The sequence below is a fragment of the Leisingera sp. M527 genome (assembly GCF_025141525.1).
Taxonomy (GTDB): Bacteria; Pseudomonadota; Alphaproteobacteria; order Rhodobacterales; family Rhodobacteraceae; genus Leisingera.
The window spans coordinates 2014595-2038949 of the sequence record NZ_CP081037.1 but is presented as its reverse complement, the minus strand read 5'-3'; the positions used below and the strand labels follow the sequence as shown (position 1 = coordinate 2038949).

The window sequence follows — 24355 nt, the reverse complement described above, 5'->3', positions numbered from 1 at the left end:
GCAAAGAGTCGCACATCAGGATGAGGGCAGTCAGTGGCGCATAAGTCACATCTGAGGGCAGCATACGGGCCTTTTGCGGCTTTGGACCGGTGGCGGAGAACCCGCCGGGCGCGCAATATCGGCACCATCGGGCTGGTGGTGCTGGGGCCGGTGCTGGCACTGGCGACATTCCTTATAATCGGTCCGTTGGGGCAGGGGGCTTCGTCCGGATCGCTGCGGCTGATTCTGCTGGCCGACCTTGTGTATATCCTTGCCATCGCGGCGCTGGTTATGGCGCAGATCGTGCGGCTGTTTGCGGCGCGGCGCTCTAAATCAGCGGGGTCCCGCCTGCATCTGCGGTTGATCGGCGCTTTTGGATTTCTGGCGCTGATCCCCACAGTCATCGTGGCTGTATTTGCTGTGCTGACGGTGAATGTCGGGCTGGAGGGCTGGTTTTCCCAGCGGGTGCGGCAGGTGATCGGCAGCTCGCTGGCTGCGGCGGACGCGTATCAGACGCAGCAGAAAAATGACCTGACCGAAGATGCCCGGGCACTGGCGCGTTACCTGGACAACAGCCGTTCCCGTAGTTTTTTCATCAATGACGCAGAGCTTCGTCTTGTGCTGTCGCAAGGCCAGCTGCAAATCCAGCGCGGGCTGCGCGAGGCTTATATCGTCGACAGTGCCGGCCTGATCCGGGCGCGCGGCGAGCGGTCTTACGAATTCGATTTTGAGAAGCCGAACAACCGCCAGATCGGTGCCGCCCGTGCGGACGGTTTCCTGCTAATCGAGGATTGGAACAACAGTGAATTCCGCGCGCTGGTGCGGCTGGAGGCGTTTGTCGACCGGTTCCTGTACATCAGCCGCGATGTGGACGGCGAGCTTCTGAACCTTCTGGATGACACCCAGGAAACAGCCCATCTGTATCAGCAGCTGGAAAGCGAGCGCGGCAGGGTGCTGTTTGAATTTGCGCTGCTTTATATCGGTTTTGCAGTGATTCTGATCCTGGCGGCGATGTGGTTGGGGATGTGGTTTGCCGAGCGGTTGTCGCGTCCGGTCGGACGGCTGACGGTGGCGGCGCAACGGGTTGGCTCCGGCAATTTGGACGTGCAGGTGCCGATTGACGACGGCGGCGATGAAATTTCCCAATTGGGTCAGTATTTCAATCAGATGACGCGCGAACTTAAGGTGCAGCACGGGCGCCTTCTGGACAATACCCGCCAGATTGAACGCCGCCGCCGCCTGTTTGATTCGGTGCTGTCATCGGTAACGTCCGGGGTTGCCGGGCTGGATGCCGACGGGCGTGTCACATTTGTAAACCGCTCGGCTGAGCGGCTGTTGGACTGGCAGGAGGATCAGCAATCCCTGGCCTTGTCCGTTGCGGTGCCGGAGTTCGGGCCGCTGTTTGTGGAATTGATCGAAACCAGCGCCGAGGTGGTGCAGGAGGAAATCAAAGTCACGCGTCAGGGCCGGCTGGAAAACCTGCTGGTGCGGATGTCGCCGCGCCGGTCGGAACAGGGCCGGCTGGAGGGGTATGTGGTGGCGTTTGATGATGTGACTGACCTTGTCAGCGCCCAGCGGATGGCGGCCTGGGGCGATGTGGCGCGCCGGATTGCCCATGAGATCAAAAACCCGCTGACCCCGATCCAGCTGAGCGCGGAACGGATCAAACGCAAATTCGCGCCCAAACTGGGCGAGGAGAACAGCGATCAGCTGCAATCCATGACCGATGTGATTGTGCGCCAGACCAATGATCTGCGCAGGATCGTCGATGAATTCTCGAAATTCGCCCGCATGCCGGAACCGGAGCGGCGCGAAGAGGATCTGGTCAAACTTCTGCGGGATGCGGTTATCCTGCAGCAGCAGGGCCAGCCCGGTGTCCGGATCAAAGCGGAGCTGACCGAGACAGCCATGCCCTCGGATCTGGATGCCACAATGATTGGCCAGGCCTTGACCAATCTGATCAAAAACGCAGGCGAAGCCATTGAAAGCCTGCAGATAAAGGAAAATCCGCAGGGGCTGGTGCCGGAAATCCGGGTGGCGGCGGTCAAGGCAGGCAATTTCTATGAAGTCCGTATTGCCGACAACGGCATCGGCTTGCCCGAAGACCGGGCACGGCTGTTTGAGCCTTATGTGACCACGCGGGATGCGGGCACCGGGCTGGGGCTGTCGATCGTTAAGAAAATCATCGAAGAGCACGGGGGCACGCTGACGCTGGAAGATGCCCCGGTATTCGAGGGACACGCGCATTACGGCGCGATGGCGGTAATCCGCCTGCCCGCTGCAAACCGGGCAGCGGCGCCAAACAAGAGCACAGTGAAAGCAGGTCTGACATGAGTGACATTCTGATTGTAGATGACGAGCGCGACATCCGGGAACTGGTCTCGGACATTCTGGAGGATGAAGGCTATGCCACCCGAAAGGCTGCCAATTCCGACGAATGCATGGCCCGTCTGGAAGACGCCGAACCGGCGCTGATGATTCTGGATATCTGGCTGAAGGACAGCCAGATGGACGGTATCGATATCCTGAAGGCGGTTAAGCGCGACAATCCGGAAGTTCCGGTGGTGATCATTTCCGGACACGGCAACATCGAAATTGCTGTCGCAGCGATCAAGCAGGGGGCTTATGATTTCATCGAGAAGCCCTTTAACATCGACCAGCTGATGGTGGTGATCCGCCGGGCCATGGAAACCTCGCGCCTGCGCCGGGAGAATTCGGATCTCAAGCGCAGGGATACAGGCCCTGCGGAAATGATCGGCACCTCTGCGTCGTTCCGGACATTGATCAGTCAGCTGGACAAGGTGACCAAGTCAAACGGCAGGGTAATGCTGACCGGACCGGCCGGCAGCGGCAAGGAGATTGCCGCGCGTTATATCCATGCCAATTCAAACCGGGCCTCCGCGCCCTTCATCACGGTGAACTGTGCCAGCATCGAACCCGACCGGATGGAAGAGGTTCTGTTCGGCCGCGAATCCTCGGAGCGCGGGGTGGAACCCGGCCTGCTGGAGCAGGCGCATGGCGGTGTGGTGTTCTTTGATGAAGTTGCCGATATGCCGTTGGGCACGCAATCCAAGATCCTGCGTGTGCTGGTGGATCAGCAGTTCCAGCGGGTTGGCGGTTCGGACAAAATCCGTGTCGATCTGCGGGTGGTTTCCGCCACCAACAAGGACCTGGATGCTGAAATCGAAGCAGGCGGTTTCCGGCAAGAGCTGTATCACCGGCTGAATGTGGTGCCGGTTGCGGTGCCGTCGCTGGCGGACCGGCGCGAGGATATTCCGCTGCTGGCCGGCCATTTCATAGCCCAGTTCAACGAAGCCCAGGGGCTGCCGCTGCGGGTGCTGACCGAAGAGGCGGTGGCGCTGATGCAGACCATGCTGTGGCCGGGCAATGTGCGCCAGCTTAAGAATCTGGTGGAGCGGGTGCTGATCCTTGGTGATGGCAGCGGCCCGATCGAGGCCAAGGACCTGCCGCGCGAAGAAGACAAGCCGCAGGAGGAGGGCCGGGTGGTCCTGTCCGGTGCGCTGGCGACATTGCCGCTGCGCGAGGCGCGGGAGGCGTTTGAGCGCGAATACCTGCTGACCCAGATCAATCGCTTTGGCGGCAACATCAGCCGCACGGCATCGTTTGTCGGCATGGAGCGGTCTGCGCTGCACCGCAAGCTGAAGTCGCTGGGGGTTGTGACCTCCAACAAGGCAGGCGCCCGGGTGGCGCATGTGGAGGCCGAGGAAGAACAGGCCTGATCAGGCCGCCTTTGCGCCCGGCACCACCGGGCGCGGGCGGTACAGCATTACGGGACTAGAACAGGTCCTGGCGGATCGGGTTCAGTGCAAAATGGACCTGCGCGGCCAGTCGCAGCTGGCTGATGGCATCCCCGGGAACAGTTGCGGGCAAACCTGCCTGGCGCGCCCATTTGCCCAGTTGCTTGCGGGAGGACGGGCCGAACTGACCGTCGATGGCAATCCCGGCCCCCAGCTGGCGCAGGATGTACTGGGTGCCTGCGGCAACGTCTGTTTCGGCCATCCCGGTCAGCAATTCCCGCGCTGCGGCGCGTGCATCGGGATCATTCAGCGCCATCGCCTTGCCTGCCCGCGCAGCAGCAGCATGGGCGGGGATCCGGTCCGGCAGCCTGTTAAGGGCTACCCAAGCGCCGTTGGCGCCGCCCCAGGCGTCGCCGCGCGACAGCCCCATGTCATACCATTCCAACGCTTCGGCTGCGTCACTGCCGGGCAGGTCGCCGCCCATGATCATCCGGCCGATCTCAGCCGGGGCATGGGGATGGCCCAGCTGTGCGGCCTCGGCAAACAGCGCGCGTGCTTTTTCTTTGTCCACCGCCTGGCCCGCGCCGCCATCGCGGTAGACATAGCCAAGGTTGGCGGTGCCATAGATATCGCCGCGCCCGGCAGAGGCCTGCAGGTAGGAGAAGCCGCGCTCCGGCTGCGCCAATTCATCACCGCTCCACAGAAAGAAAACCCCAAGTTCGTTCATCGAATAGGTATGGCCCAGCTCCACTGCGCGGCTCAGCAGGTCAAATCCGCGCCGCTTTTCCTCTGGGGTGCTGCTTTTTCGCAAAAGCCGCTTGCCGCGGGCGTGCATCGAAAAGGGATCGCCTGCCTCGATCCCCTTGTCCCATAGGGCAAAAGCCTTGTCCGGGTTGTAGGGGATGGGCACGGTTTCGCGGTCGACATTCGGGGTGACATGCAGATAAGCGACGGCGTTATAGGCACGGACGTGGTCCAGTTCTGCGGCCTTTTCAAAAGCTTCATAGGCTTCGATCAAGCGGCCCTGACCCTGCAGCGCGCGGCCCAGCTGATAGTGCAGGCGGCCGATATCCGGCGCGGCCCCGACAGCGTCGCGGCAGGCAGCCTCGGCATCCTTAAGGTTGATTTCATTGGGGTAACGGTAAAGGCCAACCCCCTGCAGATCCAGCAGATCACCGGCTTCGAGATCGCATTGCCGGGCGATCATTTCCAGGTTCACGGTCACGTCGCGCACTGCCCCGGCCTGGGCCAGGCGCAGCACCATCCGGTCCTTGCGGACCTGTCCGCCGTCCTTGCGGGCAGGAAGCTCGGTCAGTTTCGGCGCATAGCTGAGGCTGAGACCGCTGCTGTCCCCGGTTTGCAGCGACGTCACTCCGGCCGAGGGCGATTCAACAATTGAAACCGTTGTGCCAGCGGTGACATAGGGGCTGATTTCCGGCGCCAGCTCCAGCGCGCGGCCCAATGGGATTTTCACCGACAGTTCGGCGGGCATCCGGTCAAGGCCTGCCGCTTCGGTTTCGGCTTCAGCTTTGGCAATGTTCAATGACCGCTCTGCCGGGCGCAGATAGACCTTCTGCATCAGCGTCGAGCTTTCCCAAGGCACTTGCGTGTTGCCGGTCGCCGCATAGACATCACCGCGTATTGCCGAAAGGACAGTCATTGCATCTTCGTCAGGCCGGTCCGGAAAATGACGCACGACCGAGGCGGTATAAGGGCTGTTGCCGCCAGGCTCGCCATCCAGCGCCGTGGCGCCGGGGGAGGTGGAAAACGCCACCAGCGTGTTGAGCGGCGGGCGGAACACGTCAAATCCTTCGCGCGCTTCATACAGCTGGGCGCCGACCTCAGCGTTGAGCTTGGCATCCGGCACCGGATTGTCGCGGCAGGAATCCAGCATCAGGATCTGGCTGCCTGCCTTGCCTCCGAGAATGGCAGAGACGCGGTCAAGGGTGACTGACTGGAAAGGCAGATCGTGAATGCCAGTAAGTTCCGCGTCGCTGGTCAGCAGGTAATTGCGCCGCCCGAGCTGAATACCGTGGCCTGCATAGTAGAAGAACACCTGGGTGCCGTCGCGGATATTAAGAGCGGCCTGGCGCAGCAGCGCTTCAAACCCGCGTTTGTCCAGATCATAACCTTCATAGACGGTATAGCCGAAGGAGCTGAGCATTTCAGCCATGGCCTTGGCATCCTGGCGGGTGTTGGTCAGGTCGGAGACGTGGTCATAGTCCTGAATGCCGACAACGATGGCGGTTTCCGGGGCATTGCCCCGTTCGCTGGTTTCATATGCCGCTTGGGCAGCCGTTGCCGGCAGCAGCGCTGTGCCGGCCAAAAGGGCTGCTGCAAGGGAGGGGATTCTGGAATGATGGGGGATCATGGCTGCGCCCGGGGTTAACCCCAGCCTCCGCCGCCGCCGGAACCACCACCTCCGCCGCCGCCGCCTTGATAGGCGGGTTCAGGCGCTTCTTCTGCCGGGATCACCGGGGCCCTGGTCGCCGCTGCAGGTGCCGGCCGCGTTGCCGGCGCGCTGTAAGTTGCAGGTGCCGGCGCTGGGGCCGCTGTCGGTGGCGGGGCAATCGGGGCCACTGGTTCGCAGGCGGCTGTCACAGCTGCAAGAGGCAGCGCGGCAAACAGGAAATGTATCCGCATCGGGTACCTTTCTCTTAAAAATACTGGTCAACAAACAATCCGGCGCCAGCCTACCTGATCCGGCGGCGCAATTCAAAGTTAGCCTGCCGCGCATTTTCGGCAAGGGAGTGCGCCTAGCCGCCGGTGCGGATGCTGACGCTGCCATCTTTGTTGCGTTGCGCGCAGGATGCTTCGCTCAGCGGGGCCAGTTGCGGTCCGGCTACTGCGGCCGGGTTGCGCCGGGTGCAGCGTTTCAGCGCGACCTGCTGGTAGCCCTTGGCCGCCATGCAGGATTTCTCCAGCCGCAGGCGCAGGGGTTTATTCACATCCACCGTGTAGATGCCGCCATCCACCCAATAGCCGGGCCGGTAGTAACAGCTGCCGCCGGAACAGACTTTGCGGCCGGGGTGGAAAACCGGGGGATGCTGGCGGATTTCATTGGCGACGGGCGCATCCCGCAGCGATTGCGCCGCACAGCCAAGCTCATCACTTTGCAGGCGCGAGACTTCTGCCCCCTGCCTGTAGTAAACAGGAAGCGGTCCGCAGGCCGCCGTGCCAAGCAGCAGGACCAAGGCCGCCATGATCGTTCGATCCTTGCACATACGCAAAGAATGGCTGCAATCAGAGCAAGTTACAATTAAATTGACCGTGAAAGCGGCTTCTGTCATTCACGTCGGGCGAAACTCCGCCCGAAATTCCGCCAAGGGACACGCAAATGAAGGTCATTATCTGCGGCGCGGGCCAGGTTGGCTGGCAGATCGCCCGGCACTTGTCCGGCGAGCACAATGATGTGACGGTTGTCGACAGCAACCCGGAACTGGTGCGGCGGGCAACCGATACGCTGGACGTGCAGGGGATCCATGGTTTTGCCTCCTATCCGGATGTGCTGGACCGGGCCGGGGCGCGGGATGCCGACATGATCATCGCGGCCACCCATTCGGACGAGGTCAACATGGTGACCTGCCAGGTGGCGCATTCGGTCTTCAAGGTTCAGCGCAAGATTGCCCGCCTGCGGGCCAAAAGCTATCTGACCGCGATCTATTCCGACCTTTATCAGCGCGAGCATTTGCCGATCGACGTGGTGATCAGCCCCGAGCGCGAGGTGGCGGCGGCGGCGATGCAGCGGCTGTCGGCGCCGGCAGCGTTTGACACCGAGACCTTTATGGGCGGCAAGGCGCAGCTTCTGGGGATCCAGATCGATGCCGATTGCCCGGTGGTGAATACACCGCTGCGGCAGCTGACCGAATTGTTTTCGACTTTGCGCGCGATTGTGGTCGGGGTGCGGCGCGACGGCAGTTTGTTTGCGCCGGAACCGGGCGACCAGCTGTTTGTCGGCGACAGCTGCTATGTGTTCAGCCACGCCGATGATGTGCCCCGCACCATCGAAGTGTTCGGCAAGCAGGAAACCCGCCAGGACCGGGTGGTTGTGGTCGGCGGCGGCAACGTCGGCCTGGAAGTGGCCAAGGCGCTGGAGGCAAGCACAACACGGATCCGGGCCAAGATGATCGAACGCGACCGTGCTTGTGCTGAACGGGCGGCGGAAACGCTGGAACGCACGATTGTGCTGAACGGCGACGGTCTGGACCGGGCGCTGATGATCGAGGCGGGTATCGACAAAGCAGATGCGATGCTGGCGGTGACCGATGACGACAAGACCAACATTCTGGCCGCGGTGCGCGCCAAGGTCGAGGGTTGTCCGCTGGCCATTGCGCTGATCAATGACCCGACCCTGGTGCCGCTGCTGCCGCATCTGGGCATCGACGCCTATATCAACCCGCGCTCCACCACCGTCAGCTCAATCCTGCGCCACATCCGATATGGCCGGGTGCGGCAGGTCTACTCATTGGGTGATGCCGAGGCTGAAATGATCGAGGCCGAGGTATTGTCGACCTCGCCGATTGCCGGCCAGATGATCCGCGAGACGGACTTCCCCGAAGGCGTTCTGGTCGGCGGCGTTCTGAAGAACGGCGAGATGCTGCGCCCCTCCGGTCAGATGCGGATCGAGGCGGGCGATGTGATCGCGCTGTTTGCCATGGCAGCGGACGTGCCTGAGGTCGAGCGCCTGCTGCAGGTTTCGATCGACTATTTCTAGGATGCGCCGCCCGGTCAAAGCTCCCATTGGCGTGCTGCGCCTGCCGCTGTTCCTGCTAATCTGGGGCATTGCTTCGCTGGCGATGTGGCTGCCGGCCGTTCATGCGCTGGTGTTGGACGATCATCACACCTCGCGCAGTTTTTTCTATGCCGGCGTTGCCGGGCTAATACTGGTGGTGCTGATCGGCCTGTCAATGGGCAACCGGGTGCCGCGCTACGGGATGCCGGGACAATTGCTGTCGCTGCTGGCGACGTTCACCGTACTGCCGCTGTTCTTGGCGGTGCCGGTTCAGGATGCGCTGGTCAGCACCCGGTTTTTGAATGCCTATTTCGATATGGTCAGCGCCATCACCACCACCGGCGCCGATGTCTGGGGCGATCCGGGCCGGCTGCCGCCCAGCGTGCATCTGTGGCGGGCGATTGTCGGCTGGCTGGGCGGTCTTTTGATGTGGGTGGCCGCCTCGGCGGTGCTGGCGCCGATGTCCCTGGGCGGGTTTGAGGTCACTGCCAAGGGCGAGCCTGGCGGCGGCACGGCCGCCCCGCTGCATATGGAGCGGGCGGACCCCCGCCGCCAGCTGGTGCTGGTGACGCGCACCTTGGCGCCGGTTTATGCCGGGCTGACCCTTGTGCTATGGCTGTTGTTGATGATCACAGGCGAACAGGCCTTGGCAGGTCTCAGCCATGCGATGTCGGTGATGGCGACCTCGGGGATATCGGCCATCGGCGGGGTGGAGAATGCCGCCAGCGGCCTGGCGGGCGAGATGGTGATGTTCCTGTTCATGTTCTTCGCGCTGTCGCGGCTGACTTTCTCCAGCGACACGGTCACCGCGGGGCAGGGGCGGCTGGACAAGGATCCGGAATTCCGAACCGGGCTGCTGATCGTTTTCGGGGTGCCGCTGCTGCTGTTCCTGCGCCATTGGCTGGCCGCCTATGAAGTGGATGCCGGTGAAGATCTGCCGCAAGCCCTGCACGCTCTTTGGGGCACCTTGTTTACGGTGCTGTCCTTCCTGTCGACCACCGGATTTGAAAGTACGCATTGGGAAGCCGCCCAGGCCTGGTCGGGGCTGGAAACACCGGGCATGATCCTGCTGGGGCTGGCGGTGTTCGGCGGCGGTGTTGCGACCACTGCGGGCGGGGTCAAGCTGTTGCGGGTCTACGCGTTGTACCTGAATGGTCTGCGCGAAATGGAGCGGCTGGTGCACCCCAGCTCGGTCAGCAGCGAAGGCAACCGCGCCAAGCGCTTGCAGAAGAACGGAGCGTTTGTAGCTTGGGTGTTCTTCATGCTGTTTGCCCTGTCGCTGGCTGTGGTCAGCACTGCGCTTGCCGCAGTCGGCACGGATTTTGAACAATCGCTGGTGCTGGCGGTAGCGGCGCTGTCAACAACCGGCCCGCTGGCTGATACGGCCAGCAGTACGCCGATTGTACTGAACCTTTTGACAGATCCTGCCAAACTGATCCTGTGCATTGCGATGGTTCTCGGGCGGCTGGAGACCCTGGCCTTCATTGCGCTGTTGTCACCCAACCTTTGGCGCAGCTGACCGCCCTTGAGGGTGAAAAGTGTTTTTCTGGTGGAAACTTACATTTTCTCCGTCCATACTGAATTTAATGTGCGTGCTGGTCCGCAGCGCGCGGCAAGAACAAAGGCGAGATAATAAAAAATGGCTTCGGACAGACAGAATCTTCAGGATGCCTTCCTGAATCACGTTCGCAAAACCAAGGTTCCGGTTACAATCTTTCTGATCAACGGGGTCAAGCTGCAGGGTGTGATCACCTGGTTCGACAATTTCTGCGTGCTGCTGCGCCGCGACGGACAGTCGCAGCTGGTCTACAAACACGCGATTTCGACCATCATGCCGGCCCAGCCGATCAGTCTCTATGAGGGTGAAGACTCCAATTGATGGAGCATGAAAGGACGCAGACCCGTGCCTGGGTGCTGCATCCGGAAATCAAATCCGACAGCAGGCGCCGCCAGGCTGCACCTGCGCTTGATGAGGCCGTTGCGCTGGCAGCGGCCCTTCCCGATCTTGATGTGATCGGCTCCAATGTTGTGCGCCTGCCCAAGGCGCATGCGGGGATGCTGTTCGGCTCTGGCAAAATCGAAGAGCTGGCGGGCATCCTGAAAGCAAATGAGGTGGAACTGGTCCTGATTGACGGGTCGGTGTCCCCGGTGCAGCAGCGCAATTTGGAAAAAGCCTGGAAGGTCAAGATCCTCGACCGGACCGGCCTGATCCTTGAGATCTTCTCGGACCGTGCAGCCACCCGCGAAGGTGTGCTGCAGGTCGAGATGGCGGCGCTCAGCTATCAACGGACGCGGCTGGTGCGGGCCTGGACCCACCTGGAGCGCCAGCGCGGCGGATTGGGATTTGTCGGCGGACCCGGCGAAACCCAGATCGAGGCCGACCGCCGTGCTATTGACGATCAGCTGGTGCGCCTGCGCCGGCAGCTCGACAAGGTGGTGAAAACCCGCACCCTGCACCGCGCCTCGCGGGCCAAGGTGCCCTATCCGATTGTGGCGCTGGTGGGCTATACCAACGCCGGCAAGTCGACCCTGTTCAACCGGCTGACCGGGGCCGAGGTGATGGCCAAGGACATGCTCTTTGCCACCCTGGACCCGACCATGCGCCGGGTGCAGATTGCGGATGGGCGGGAGGTGATCCTGTCCGACACCGTGGGCTTTATCTCGGATCTGCCGACCGAACTGGTGGCATCTTTCCGGGCGACGCTGGAAGAGGTTCTGGCGGCGGATGTGATCCTGCATGTGCGCGACATCAGCCATGATGAAAGCGAGCAGCAAGCCAAAGACGTCGAGGCCATCCTGACCTCATTGGGAGTGGACGAAAACCGCGCCCGGATCGAAGTTTGGAACAAGCTGGATCAGCTGCCCGAAGACGACGCCGAAGCCCGCCGTCAGCGTGCGGAACGTGAGGACGGTATTCATGCGATCTCGGCCCTGACGGGCGAGGGGCTGGACGGGTTGCTGGCCGATATCGCCGAACAGTTGCAGGGCGTGCGGCACGAGGAGCTGTTGAAACTCACGTTTGCCGAGGGCAAACAGCGCGCCTGGCTGTTCAAGGAAGATCTGGTTCAAAGCGAAGAACAGACCGAAACCGGTTTTGACATTACCGTGCTGTGGACCGACCGGCAAAAGGCAAAGTACGAGAGGCTGTGACGCCTTGCGTCAAGAGTAAAAGGAAAAGGGCGCCGCAGCGCCCTTTTTTATTGTCCCGTTATTATTGGCGGGGGGTGATCCGGGTAATGCCGACAGCTGCGGCGCGGGCCAGATCCTCATCCAATGACATCGGGATGTATTCGCCGCGCCGCCAGAGCTGGGCCATGTCGTCATAGTAGCGCGACAGCGGATGGCCGGACTGGCCGGTTGATACGATAAAGACGGAACTGTCGGGGTCGGCAAAATCATAGACCCCGCGGTAGCCGGCAGAATGGGTGTTCTGGAACGGATCCGGGTCCTTACCTGAACTCTTGCCGCGCTGCAGGGTGTTGCCGCTGCCGCTGGTGGATTGGCGGATGTTCACGAAGTAACGCAGCAGCGGCACTTCGCCCAGCACCGGGTGGTCCTGCGTGGCTTGATGCGCATCGCCCCAGCGCAGCGATTCCAGCGCGGTGCCATAGCGTTCTTCGATCCAGATCAGCGCATCATCCAGTGCCAGCCGGGCCATGCCGGTGCAGCTTTCCTGCGGAGCGCTTTGGCGCACGTCGCACCAGACGGCGGCGCCGTCCACATCGCGGTAGACCCGTTCAATGAACAACGGTTCCACATGGCGGAAGGTCTTGGCCACCGGTCCCAGCTCATCGGTGATCAGCCGGGCCTGCAGCGCCCGCAGCCAGGCGGCATAGATCAGCGGTTCCGGCAGATGCTCGTTCATTTCACCGTTCCACTCCGACAGCAGGGTCAGGGCGATCTGGCGCTGGCGTTCGCGGGTGCCGGCGGGGGCGGCCTCGCCGGTGAACCACAGGTCGGCCCCGATCAGCGGCAAAAGGGTGCGGGCGGTGTAGGAGACCGTGTCCAATTGCGCCTCGATAAAGCTGTCGCGGGTATGAACTTCGCGGTTCTGCATCAGTTTTTCCCAGCGGTGGATGCGCTGGGTATCCCCCCAGTCAAAGGAGACGTGGTTCGGGAAGGGGCGGTCCAGGATCTTGTTGTTGGTATTGCCGAGGATGCCGCCTGCGGGGCTGGTGAACTCAGGATTTTCTGCATAAGGCGCGCGGCCTTGCCAACGGTTCTCCGGGCGCCAGCCCTGGCTTGGCATCCGGCCCTTGCTTTGGTGTGCGGCGTCGCGCAGCGGGAAGGCGCCGACGGTCTTGAGCGCAATTGCGTCCTTATCCGCCAGAGTCAGGTTTTGCGAAGGTGCGACAAAGCCTTCTCCGGCTATGATTGCGTCTTGGACTGTGGTGCTGCGCATCAGGCCGATGGCAGCACTCATTGAGGTATCTTTGGGGCTGAGCACAGTCCAGCTGAGCGATACCACATGGCCGGGCGGGGTTATTTCAGCCAGCTTGAACATCGAACCGGGCAGCACCGGGCCGTTGTCTGTCCAGCGCAGGGTCAAAGTAACCGGCGCCTGGTCCTTGATCTTGATGATCGACGGGCGGGAGATGAATTCCTTGTACCCTTCAACGCTCAGATACTCCTGAGGATTTTCCGGGTTGAGGCGTTCGATGAACAAGTCCTGATCGTCCAGATAAGACGAGGTCACCCCCCATCCCAGCACGTCTGAGCGTCCGGCGATTACCGCCGGGATGCCGGGGATGGTGCCGCCGATCACTCCGCCGGTGCCCAGTTCAAGCCGTGCCAGATACCAGATGCCGGGTGCGCTGAGGCCCAGGTGCGGATCATTGGCCAATAGCGTGCCGCCCGCCGTCGAACGGCTCGGGGCGGCGGCCCAGGCGTTGGAGGCCCCGGCCAGCCCGCGCGGAGCAACCGGAAACAGCAGGCTGTCTTCCTCTGCGGGCTCGGCAGTGGCGAACTGCCGGACATCGGGAACCAGTGCTGCATACTCCGGCAGCGCAGTCAGCCCTTTGCCCGGCGCATCCGGCAGGATGTCCTTGATCCTGGCGGCATCATCCAGTGCCAGCGAAGTCCGGGCGCGCAGGATCTCTTCTTTCATGTGGCCGGACAGCTGCAGCGCCATCAGCTTCATGATTGCGATGCTGTCGGCGGGCTGCCAGGGCGCAACCGGCATGTTGAACAGGAACATCTCCGGCGCACCGCGGCCAAGCGCGTCTTCATTGATCTCCTGAAGGCGGGCGTTGACGCCGGCGGCATAGGCCTTGAGCGCGGTCATCGCCTCGGGCGACTGCACGGCCGCAGACTCCTGCGCCAGACGGTAGATATCCAGCCGCCGCAGATATGTGTCGGTCTCAACCGTGCGGGTGCCGAAGATTTCCGACAGGCGGCCCTTGGCGGTGCGCCGCATCACCGCCATCTGCCACAGGCGGTCCTGAGCATGGGCATAGCCGAGGCCAAAATAGACATCCTCGTCGCTGGCGCCGAAACTGCCGAAGATATGCGGCACATTGGCGTTGTCGCGGACAATCTCGACAGGCGAGGAAAGGCCGGGCAGGGAAAGCTCTTTGTTGTATTCAGGCAGTGACTGCGACGCCAGGTAATAGACCAGCGCAGCGGCCAGAACACTCAGCAGAATCAGGCCGGCAGCTATGCGCAGAAGCCAGCGGAAAAGATGTCCCATCAGCGGTTGTTTTCCCTTGGGTTTTGTCATTTCCAGCCGCTTGGCAGATTGCGCCCCGCGGCGGCGGTGGTAGGGTTGGCGCCAACATAAGCGAAGACAGATCAGGGGAAAAGCAGATGGCAAAAATCGCGTTTCTGGGGCTCGGCGTCATGGGCTATCCGATGGCCGGGCACCTGCAGGCCGCGGGCCATGAGGTCACCGTCTACAACCGGACCGAAGCCAAGGCAAAGGCCTGGGCCGCCGAGCATGGCGGCCAGTTCGGCGCCACACCGCGGGCGGCTGCGGCGGGGGCGGAATTTGTAATGGCCTGTGTTGGCAATGACGACGATCTGCGCTCGGTTTGCCTGGGGCCGGATGGCGCCTTTGCCGGAATGCGCGAAGGCGCGGTGTTTGTTGATCACACCACAGTGTCGGAAACCGTGACCCGCGAGTTGCATGGCACGGCTGAAGAGAAAGGCGTGTTCTTTGTGGATGCACCGATTTCCGGCGGTCAGGCGGGGGCGGAAAACGGGGTGCTGTCGGTGATGTGCGGCGGCGATGAAGGCGCCTATGCGCGGGTGGAGCCGGTGATTGATGCCTACGCGAAAATCTGCCGCAGGATCGGTGGCTCAGGCGCGGGGCAGCTGACAAAGATGAGCAACCAGATCGCCATTGCCGGTCTTGTTCAAGGCTTGAGCGAGGCACTGCATTTTGCCGAGAAGGCCGGGTTGGACGGGCGCGCGGTGGTCGAAGTGATCAGCCAGGGCGCGGCGGGCAGCTGGCAGATGGCCAACCGTTACGAGACCATGCTGGACGATCATTTCGAGCATGGCTTTGCGGTGGACTGGATGCGCAAGGATCTGGGTATCTGCCTGGATGCAGCGGATGAAACCGGCGCCAGCCTGCCGGTCACAGCTCTGGTGGATCAGTTCTACAAGGACGTGCAAAAGATGGGCGGCGGGCGCTGGGATACCTCGTCGCTGTTCAAACGGCTGCGCAAACTGGACTGAGGGTAAGGAAAATGGCCTTTCCTGCGGGAAAGGCCATGCCTCCGGCGGAGGTATTTTTAACCAGAAAGAAGCGAAGGCCGTGAGCCACGGCCGCGTCCCGGATCAGTCAGGGGATGATACGGGTGTATTTGGTGCCTTCCAAGGTCGCACCAACGCGCAGGCCTGCCTGGGCAAAAACCACTGCAAGCACCGGGGACGTCAGGGTATTGGTGTCGGCACTCAGCGCGTTGCCTTCGTCCTTGATCACATATTCCACATCTGCGCCTGCCGCCCAACCGGACGAGCGGCGGAAGCCGGCCAAGGCGCCTTCGGTCATGAAGAACAGCACGTGCGCATACTGCTGGGCGCCGATCTGCAGACCCGCATTGCCCTTGTAAGTGGCGTAATAATCGACGGTCACGCCGTTGATCCGCAGGGCGCCGCGCCCATAGGCCCCGCCAAATACAAAGCCCGCCTCTGTGACCAGCGGCATTACCAGCATGCCGGTTGCCTTATCGGCCAGGGTGCGGGTGTTGGGGTACTGGCTGTACATTTGGTTCAGCGTGCTATCAACGCGGGCGTCGATGGTCGCGCCATTGCTGTTGCCTATGCCGTTGCCGCATGCGGCGGTGACGCCGGCGCCGGCCAGGGCCGTCAGGGCAAAGCCGCGGCGGGTCATGCGGGAAGAGGAAAAACTGCTCATTTCTCAGGTGCCTGTAATGATTTGCTCCAAGGCCGGTATGCTCCGGCTCTGGGCAAATGTATACGCGGAAAACCGCTGCCTGTCATCCGCTGCCATCTGGACAGCGGCGGCTTCCCGCTGAAGTGATCCGTATCTGCACTGAATGACTGGGTCAGCCGTTCAGCAACCGGGCCGCGGCGGGTGCGAAATAGGTCAGAATGCCGTTGCAGCCCGCCCGTTTGAAAGCCATCAGGCTTTCCATCATCACCGTTTCGCCGTCGATCCAGCCGTTTTGCGCCGCGGCCTGGATCATCGCGTATTCGCCTGAGACCTGATAGGCATAGGTGGGCACGCCAAAGGCGGATTTCACCCGGTGGCAGATGTCCAGGTATGCAATCCCCGGTTTGACCATCACCATGTCGGCGCCCTCCATCAGGTCGCGCTCAATCAGCCGCAGCGCCTCGTCGCTGTTGGCGGGATCCATCTGGTAGGTTTTCTTGTCACCCTTCAGCGCGCCCGAGGCGCCGACCGCATCACGGAACGGCCCATAGTAGCCAGAGGCGTATTTGGCCGAATAGGACAGGATCGCCACATTGTGGTGGCCGGCCTTTTCCAGCGCGCCGCGCATCGCCCCGATCCGCCCGTCCATCATGTCGGACGGTCCGATGATGTCGGCGCCGGCATCGGCCTGAGCGAGCGTCATTTTGACCAGCGCCTCGACGGTGGCGTCATTGACGATCTCGCCGTCGACCACATAACCGTCGTGGCCGTTGATATTGTAGGGGTCCAGCGCCACGTCAGTCATCACTGCGATATCCGGCGCCGCATCCTTGATCGCGCGGATTGCGCGGTTGGTCAGGTTGCCGGGGTTCCAGGCCTCGGCGCAATCTTCGGTCTTGAGCGAGGCATCGGTGTAGGGAAAGAGGCAGATCGCCGGGATCCCCAGCGCCTGCGCCTCAACCGCGGCTTCGGCAATCCTGTCCACTGAGCGGCGCACCACACCGGGCATCGAAGCAATCGGTTCTTCGATGCCTTCCCCTTCACGGACAAACACCGGCCAGATGAAATCAGACGGCGTCAGGGTGTTCTCCCGGACCAGGTCACGGATGGCCTGGCTGGCACGGGTACGGCGCAGGCGGGCGGCGGGAAAGGGCGCAACGGTGGGCTTCATGGCGGTCTCTCGATTTGGCTTGCCTATGGGTGGCATGGAAGCGGCCCCGGGAACAAGGGGCACAATCGCCGCGCCAAAAAACTTGTGCAGCAGGCGGGGCTTGCCTGTGCGCGCTTCCCGGTTGATATAGGGCCGGTTGACAAATTCCAGCCCGAGGATCTGCGGGCACAAGCGGGGGGCTGGCGTGGATCTGCTTCATATTATCTATGAGATGATTGAGCTGCGGTCATTCTCCAACCTGTGGTACTGGATTGCGCTGGCGGTGCTCTGGTCGACGGCCAGCAATAGGATCCTGGGGGTTCCCTATGACATGGTCCAGCGGGCGCAGCGAAATGGCGGCCAGGCGGAACGCGATCTGGAGGATATGGTGCGGGTCAATGTGAACCGCCTGCTGTTCATCTCCGAGGTTTCAGGCCCCTGGCTGGTGGCGCTGTCCTGTTTCGTGATGTCCGGGCTGGCTGTGCTTGGCTTTGTATTCCTGCTGGAGATTGCCCAGGCTGTATTCCTGCTGGTGTTTCCAATGGCTGTGGTCGGGCTGATCAGCTTTTCAACCGCGCGCCGGATCTCGCAGGACGGTGCCACGGGCGGGGAGCTGCGCAAAAGATTGGCGTTTTGCCGGCTCTATGTGCAGGTCGTCGGGGTCATCTCCATTGTGGTCACTGCGTTCTGGGGCATGTATCAAAACCTGACCATCGGGGCATTTTAACAGGCGGGCTGAGACCGATTGAGGACACCCGGAAAGGAAAAGGCATGGCACAGCGTGCAATCACCATGGGCGGCGCGCCCGAAGGGTTTGATGCCCGGCTGATCCTGAAGGAAGTGCAAAAATCCGGCGCGCCGGTTCTGCATGTTGCGCGTGACGACAAGCGGATGGAGGCAATGCGGTCGGCACTTGCCTTTTTTGCGCCGCAGATGCCGGTGTTTGTCTTTCCGGGCTGGGATTGCCTGCCTTATGACCGGGTGTCGCCGAACGCCGATATCTCGGCTGCGCGGATGGCCACGCTGGCGGCCCTGGTGCATCAGATGCCCAAGCAGTTTGTGCTGCTGACCACATTGAATGCCGCCAGCCAGCGGCTGCCTGCGCGCGATGTGCTGCGCGAGGCGGCCTTTACCGCCCGTGTCGATCACCGGATTGACGAAGGCGCGCTGCGCAATTTCCTGGTGCGTATGGGGTTCACCCAAAGCCCGACGGTGATGGAGCCGGGCGACTATGCGGTGCGCGGCGGGATCATCGATATCTTCCCGCCGGGGGAAAGCGGCCCGGTGCGGCTGGATCTGTTCGGCGATGTGCTGGATGGCGCACGGCGGTTCGATCCGGCCTCGCAGCGCACCACCGAGAAACTGGAGGTGGTGGAGCTGGCGCCGGTGTCCGAAGTGATCCTGGACGAGGCAGCAATCACCCGGTTCCGTCAGAACTACCGGATCGAATTCGGCGCCGCCGGTACGGATGATCCGCTGTACGAGGCAGTGAGTGCAGGGCGCAAGCATCAGGGGATCGAGCATTGGCTGCCGTTCTTCCATGAAAAGCTGGAAACCCTGTTCGACTATCTGCCGCAGGCAACGGTGACACTGGATGATCAGGTGACACCGGCACGGCTGGCGCGCTGGGACACCATCGAGGACCAGTTTGAAACCCGCAAACACGCTATGACGCAGAAGGGGCGGATTGATACAGTCTATAAACCCACGCCGCCGGGTTTGCTGTATCTGGATGATGCCGCTTGGGAGGCCGCATCGGCAGAACATCGTGTGGTGCAACTGCATCCGCTGCCGCAGGCCTCGGGTCCCGGCACAGTGGACGCCGGCGGGCGGCTCGGGCGCAACTTCGCACCCGAGCGCCAGCAGGAAAGCATCAGTCTTTTCGGGGCTTTGGCATCCCATATTAAGGCGCGGATGCAAGAGGGGCCGGTTCTTATTGCCTCTTACTCCGAAGGCGCACGCGAACGTCTGACCGGGCTGATTGAGGATGAAGGCCTTGCAGAAGCCATCCCGGTGACGGATGGCACGCGGATCGGCAAAAGCGGCCTGCACCTGGCGGTCTGGGCGCTGGAACACGGGTTCCAGGCGCCGGACATGACGGTGATCTCGGAGCAGGATGTGCTGGGTGACCGGCTGATCCGGGCACCCAAGAAACGCCGCAAGGCCGAGAATTTCCTGACCGAAACCCAGTCGCTCAGCCCTGGTGATCTGGTGGTGCATGTGGACCACGGCATCGGCCGCTACAAGGGGTTGGAAGTGGTGACTGCCGCGGGTGCCGCGCATGAATGCATTCTGCTGGAATATGCCGAAGCATCCAAACTGTATCTGCCGGTCGAAAACATCGAACTGCTGTCCAAATACGGCCATGACGAAGGTCTGCTGGACCGGCTGGGCGGCGGTGCCTGGCAGGCCAAGAAGGCCAAGCTCAAGGAACGCATCCGCGAGATGGCGGACAAGCTGATCCGCATTGCAGCCGAACGCGCCCTGCGCAAGGCACCGGTGATGGACCCGCCGCCGCATGCCTGGGAGGAATTTTCCGCCCGCTTCCCGTATCAGGAGACCGACGACCAGCTGCGCGCCATCGAGGACGTGATGGAGGATCTGCACTCAGGCCAGCCGATGGACCGGCTGATCTGCGGCGACGTGGGTTTTGGCAAGACCGAGGTGGCAATGCGCGCGGCTTTTGTCGCAGCGATGACCGGCCTGCAGGTGGCGGTGGTGGCCCCGACCACACTGCTGGCGCGCCAGCACGCGGCGTCCTTTGCCGAGCGTTTTCGCGGGTTTCCTTTGCAGGTCAGGCAGCTGTCGCGTTTTGTTAGCACCAAGGAGGCCAGCCAGACCCGTGAAGGGCTGGCCAAGGGGACCGTCGATATTGTGGTCGGCACTCACGCTGTGCTGGCCAAGAACATCAGGTTTCAGAATCTCGGGTTGCTGATCATCGACGAGGAACAGCACTTTGGCGTGGGCCACAAGGAACGGCTGAAACAGCTGCGCAGTGACATCCATGTGCTTACGCTGACGGCCACACCGATCCCGCGCACACTGCAGCTGTCTCTGACCGGTGTGCGGGACCTGTCGATCATCGGCACCCCGCCGGTGGACCGTCTGGCAATCCGCACCTACGTCAGCGAGTTCGACACCGTCACTATCCGCGAGGCGCTGCTGCGCGAGCATTACCGCGGCGGGCAAAGCTTCTATGTGGTGCCGCGGATCACTGACCTGCCGGATGTCGAGGCGTTCCTGCAGGCGCAGCTGCCCGAACTCACCTATGTGGTGGCGCATGGGCAGATGGCAGCGGGCGAACTTGATGACCGGATGAACGCGTTTTATGACGGTAAATATGACGTCCTGCTGGCAACAACGATTGTGGAATCGGGCCTCGACATTCCGACCGCCAACACGATGGTGGTGCACCGCGCCGACATGTTCGGCCTGTCGCAGCTCTATCAGATCCGGGGCCGGGTGGGGCGTTCGAAAACCCGTGCCTATGCCTATCTCACCACCAAACCGCGCCAGCGGCTGACACCGGCGGCAGAGAAACGGCTGCGGGTGCTGGGCTCGCTCGACACATTGGGCGCCGGCTTTACCCTGGCTTCGCAAGACCTTGATCTCCGCGGTGCCGGCAACCTGCTGGGCGATGAGCAATCCGGCCAGATGCGCGATGTGGGGTATGAACTGTACCAGTCGATGCTGGAGGAGGCGATTGCCAAGATTAAGGCGGGTGAGATGGAGGGCCTCTCGGACGCCGATGCGCAATGGGCGCCGCAGATCAACCTGGGCGTTCCGGTGCTGATCCCGGAAGATTACGTGCCGGATCTGGATGTGCGTCTCGGACTGTACCGCCGCCTGTCGTCGCTGTCGACCAAGGTGGAGCTGGAAGGTTTTGCGGCTGAGCTGATCGACCGTTTCGGCAAGCTGCCGAAAGAGGTCAACACACTGATGCTGGTGGTGCGGATCAAGGGAATGTGCAAACGCGCAGGCATTGCCAAGATGGACGGCGGGCCGAAAGGCGCAACGATCCAATTCCACAATGACAAATTCGCCTCGCCCCAGGGGCTGGTGGAGTTCATCCAGGGCCAAAACGGTCTGGCCAAGGTCAAGGACAACAAAATCGTCGTGCGCCGGGATTGGAAGAAAGACAGCGACAAGATCAAGGGCGCCTTTGCCATTGCCCGCGACCTGGCAGAGAAAGTCGTGGCAGAGAAGAAAAAGGCCAAGGCAAAAGCGAAAGCTTGACACGCAGAGCCAAGGAAATTCGAATTTCCTTGGCAAATGTCTTCGAAGACATTTTGCTCAGCTGCAGCAGCTGTCCGGCGTCATTGCTGCCTGTGCGCAGAAACAGGACGCGGCCACCGCCTGGTCGGCGCGGGCAAGCGCCATATCGAGTTTCTGCTTTATGTGCCGGATTTCAACGGTTTCGCCGCGGGCCTTCAGGCAATCATGCAGGCCTTTCAGGCTCCAGATATTGTCCGGATGGACCGACGCGCGCGGCAGAGTACCATCCAACCCCAGGTCCGCACGGTAAACCGCCTCGGCTTCTAACGAGCGGCCCTGCTCAAACAGCAGCGCCCCAAGCGCATGGCGGCTGGGCTGCATCCAGCCCCAGGGCTCATCGTAAGACAGGTTATCGTCCAGCTCAGCTGAGCGGCGCAAATGGGCAAAAGCCGCGTCGTAGTTCACTTTGCGGTACTCAATCTCACCGCGCAGCATTTCGGTTGCGATTTCAAGCAGATCCACCACACGGTTGTTGTGCAGCAGTCGGCTCTCCGGCACGTTCGCCTTGGCAGTCAGAAACAGCTGCTCCTCTGCTTCAGCCTCTGACACGCGGCCGGTTGCGGCAAATCCGATGGCGCGGGCGTAATGGGTGTTGGCGGTCAAGGTGCAATAGAGCGCTGTGTCTTCAGGCAGCTGCAGCGCCATGGCCTCATCCCAGCGGCCAAAGCGAACCAGGATGTGCGGATGCATTGCCATGTAGCTTTCAAAGAAATCCGCGATAGGCGGGCTTTCTACCAGCAGCATTTCCTGCGGGGTCGTGTCCAGAATACCCTGATTGGCCTGCAACGCAGGTTCGATCTGGCCCAGGAACATCGCGCCGAAGATAACGAAGTGGTAGTTATGCTGGCGGTAGCCGGTGTAAATGTTGAATGCGCCCTCGCGCTGGTAGTATTTCAGGTCGGCCTCAATCGCCTTTTGATTCCAATGCACCACGCTGTGATAGTCACCGCACAGCACGTCGATATGGGTCGGCATATGCACCAGATGGCCTGCGTCCGGCACCAGTGTACGCAGGACATCGGCGGCCTTCAGGGCTTTTTCCGGCGTTGGCGACATCTCCATCAGATGCACATATAGATGCAACAGGCCGGGGTGCCTCATCGCGCCGGGGTCGTTCTCCATTGCCCATTCCAGAACCTCCTGCGCCTCCAATGTCGCGGCCCCTTCGGCAGGCAGGCCGGTTTTCAAGTCCCACATTTTCCAAGGGGTCAGGTTCAGCAGGCTTTCGGCATAGACCGTGCGCAGGTCCAGATGATCCGGGCAGGCGGCAAAGGCCGCGCGCATGGCGTCTGCGAAAGCGTAGTCCCAAGCGTGCATGTCCCCGGTGGCCTCGCGCTGGGGGTAGCGGGCCTGAAGGGCAAGGATCAGCTGCCGCTCGGCCTCGGTGCAGCCCTCTAAACAAGCCAGCGCGGATTGGGCGGCGTCATAAGCCTGTGCCAGATCTTCGGCACGGCCTTTGCCGTCCCGCAAGTTCCAGGGCAGATTGTAATTCGGGCCGGTTGCATAGGCCACGCCCCAATGGGCCATGGCGCAGACGGGATCATGCGCTAACGCCTGCTGGAAGCATTTGACGGCTTCTTCGTGGTTGTAGCCGTAGGTCCAGACCAAGCCGCGGTCGAACCACTTTTGCGTCTCGGGCAAAGCTGCCGTTACCTGACAGGAATGGCTGCCGAGATCATAATCGTAACCCATGAAAAAACCTCCCCAAGTATTTGGAGAGGTTAGGCAGAGGTGTTGACCCGGACAAGATAGTTATTCTGCGGGCAATTGCGCCTCAGCCCGTGCCATTTGCAGCATCAGCAGGAACGCAAGGCCGGCCATTGTCAGCAGCCCGGAGGCCAGCGGCAGCAGCGAGCCGTCAAACAGCAGGCCCACAGGCGCGGCAATGGCAGCGGCCAGAACGGTGGAGATCGCACCAATGACCGAGGCCGCCATGCCGGCAATATGGCCCATCGGCTCCATCGCGATCGCGTTGAGATTGCCAAGCGTGGTGCCGGCCAGAAAGAACACGCTGGTCTGCCAGGCGACAAACAGGCCGAACAGCAGCGTTTCCGGCAGCGCCTGGCCGCTGAGCACCAGCATCACCGCGGAAAAGCAGGCCTGGGCGGCCAAGGACCATGTCACGATCCGGCGCATACCAACGCGGACAACGATGGCTGCATTCAACAGACTGGCAGTACCCGCCATCAAAGCCACAAAACCAAACCAGAAGGGGAAGCTGCCAGCGCGGTCAAAGATCACGTCATAGACCTGCTGCACCATGGTCAGCATGGTGAACAGCATACCCAGGCAAAGGGTCTGCACCAGAATAGACAGGCGCACAGCCGGGTGGGCGAACATTTCCTTCACCGCGCCCAAGAGCAGCGGCAGACGGAAGGGGCGGCGGTTCTCCACTGCTAGGGTTTCCGGCAAGCGCAGGCCCATCCACATCACGATGAGGATGGCGAAAATGGCAAAGGCCAGGAAGATGCTGCGCCAGCTGGAAAAGGCAATGATGCCCGCACCCAGCATCGGTGCAAAGGCGGGAACCAGGGTGAAGATCATCATTGCAATCGACATCATCCGGGCCATTTCCCGGCCCGAGTACAAATCCCGCACGATGGCAATGCCGACAACCCGCGGCCCGGCGGCACCCAGCCCCATGACAATGCGGGAGGCCAGCAGCAGCTCCAGCGATTGCGCCTTCCAGGCGACGGCAGATGCTGCGATGTACAGCGCAACACCGCCGGCAATGACAGTCTTACGGCCAAAGGCATCAGACAGCGGGCCGGTAAAAAACGTGCCGATGCCCATGCCCAGCACAAAAGAAGTCAGCACCAGCTGGGCGCGGTTAATGTCATCCGGGCTAAGTGCCTGGCCGATTTCGGGCAGGGCGGGCAGCATCGCGTCGATGGAAAACGCAATGGTGGCAAACATCATCGCGATCAGCGCAATGAATTCGGCCTTGGCCATGCCGTGGGCCGGAGTGTGAACCTGGGGTTGTGACATTTGAAACCTCTAACAGCTCTTCAAATGTTTCCGGGGAACAAGGCCGGTCCGGGAGCTGTCCGGTTCCGCTATCACGAATCCGCATACCGGGCCAGCGCCCGGCTGCACAGCAAACTGTGCATTGTTGCGATGCT

Annotated in this window: 16 protein-coding genes; 9 read left to right on the top strand and 7 right to left on the bottom strand. The window is 61.9% G+C overall.

The features are described from left to right. Positions 1–33: 33 nt before the first annotated feature. Both K3555_RS10150 and K3555_RS10145 read left to right on the top strand, forming a co-directional pair. Positions 34–2313, top strand: coding sequence for a PAS domain-containing sensor histidine kinase (locus K3555_RS10150; protein WP_260008373.1), 2280 nt, complete (start codon positions 34–36; stop codon positions 2311–2313). Further along, complete coding sequence (locus K3555_RS10145) at positions 2310–3719, top strand: sigma-54 dependent transcriptional regulator (RefSeq protein ID WP_027258843.1); 1410 nt, start codon at positions 2310–2312, stop codon at positions 3717–3719. The genes K3555_RS10150 and K3555_RS10145 overlap by 4 nt, the downstream gene beginning before the upstream one ends. A gap of 55 nt (positions 3720–3774) precedes the next feature. Here K3555_RS10145 and K3555_RS10140 read toward each other — a convergent pair whose 3' ends face one another. Then, entirely contained in the window at positions 3775–6108 is a 2334-nt protein-coding gene (locus K3555_RS10140) for a caspase family protein (protein ID WP_260008371.1), read from the bottom strand. 385 nt (positions 6109–6493) lie between these two features. Then, entirely contained in the window at positions 6494–6940 is a 447-nt protein-coding gene (locus tag K3555_RS10135; protein WP_259992384.1) for a hypothetical protein, read from the bottom strand. Positions 6941–7074: 134 nt separating this feature from the next. Here K3555_RS10135 and trkA point away from each other — a divergent pair, with 134 nt between their 5' ends. The 4 genes from trkA (at position 7075) to hflX (ending at position 11619) form a co-directional block, all read left to right on the top strand. Continuing rightward, a complete protein-coding gene (gene trkA / locus K3555_RS10130) occupies positions 7075–8451 on the top strand; it encodes a Trk system potassium transporter TrkA (protein WP_259992382.1) in 1377 nt (458 codons plus the stop codon). A 1-nt stretch (position 8452) separates the two neighbouring features. Further along, complete coding sequence (locus K3555_RS10125) at positions 8453–9988, top strand: TrkH family potassium uptake protein (RefSeq protein ID WP_259992380.1); 1536 nt, start codon at positions 8453–8455, stop codon at positions 9986–9988. A 120-nt stretch (positions 9989–10108) separates the two neighbouring features. Further along, positions 10109–10348, top strand: a complete 240-nt coding sequence (gene hfq, locus K3555_RS10120) for an RNA chaperone Hfq (protein WP_005611588.1) — start codon at positions 10109–10111, stop codon at positions 10346–10348. Then, complete coding sequence (hflX, locus tag K3555_RS10115; RefSeq protein WP_260008370.1) at positions 10348–11619, top strand: GTPase HflX; 1272 nt, start codon at positions 10348–10350, stop codon at positions 11617–11619. The genes hfq and hflX overlap by 1 nt, the downstream gene beginning before the upstream one ends. Positions 11620–11680: 61 nt before the next feature. Here hflX and K3555_RS10110 read toward each other — a convergent pair whose 3' ends face one another. Then, positions 11681–14158, bottom strand: a complete 2478-nt coding sequence (locus tag K3555_RS10110; protein ID WP_260008369.1) for a penicillin acylase family protein — start codon at positions 14156–14158, stop codon at positions 11681–11683. Positions 14159–14274: 116 nt separating this feature from the next. On the opposite strand from K3555_RS10110, the gene K3555_RS10105 reads away from it, so the two are divergent. Then, a complete protein-coding gene (locus K3555_RS10105) occupies positions 14275–15147 on the top strand; it encodes an NAD(P)-dependent oxidoreductase (RefSeq protein WP_260008368.1) in 873 nt (290 codons plus the stop codon). Between the two features lie 106 nt (positions 15148–15253). Here the strand turns inward: K3555_RS10105 and K3555_RS10100 are convergent, their stop codons facing one another. After that, entirely contained in the window at positions 15254–15829 is a 576-nt protein-coding gene (locus K3555_RS10100) for a YSC84-related protein (protein WP_259999240.1), read from the bottom strand. Between the two features lie 151 nt (positions 15830–15980). Then, positions 15981–16979, bottom strand: a complete 999-nt coding sequence (gene hemB / locus K3555_RS10095; RefSeq protein ID WP_259999238.1) for a porphobilinogen synthase — start codon at positions 16977–16979, stop codon at positions 15981–15983. A 184-nt stretch (positions 16980–17163) separates the two neighbouring features. Between hemB and K3555_RS10090 the strand changes: the two genes are divergently transcribed. Continuing rightward, entirely contained in the window at positions 17164–17685 is a 522-nt protein-coding gene (locus K3555_RS10090) for a component of SufBCD complex (RefSeq protein ID WP_259999236.1), read from the top strand. Positions 17686–17729: 44 nt separating this feature from the next. Beyond that, positions 17730–21194: a transcription-repair coupling factor gene (gene mfd / locus K3555_RS10085; protein ID WP_260008367.1), complete on the top strand. Its 3465-nt coding sequence runs from the start codon at positions 17730–17732 to the stop codon at positions 21192–21194. Between the two features lie 57 nt (positions 21195–21251). Here the strand turns inward: mfd and K3555_RS10080 are convergent, their stop codons facing one another. Further along, positions 21252–22925 (bottom strand): hypothetical protein, encoded by a 1674-nt coding sequence (locus K3555_RS10080; RefSeq protein ID WP_260008366.1) that lies wholly within the window; start codon positions 22923–22925, stop codon positions 21252–21254. Between the two features lie 60 nt (positions 22926–22985). Beyond that, positions 22986–24221 (bottom strand): multidrug effflux MFS transporter, encoded by a 1236-nt coding sequence (locus K3555_RS10075; RefSeq protein ID WP_260008365.1) that lies wholly within the window; start codon positions 24219–24221, stop codon positions 22986–22988. Positions 24222–24355: the final 134 nt, after the last annotated feature.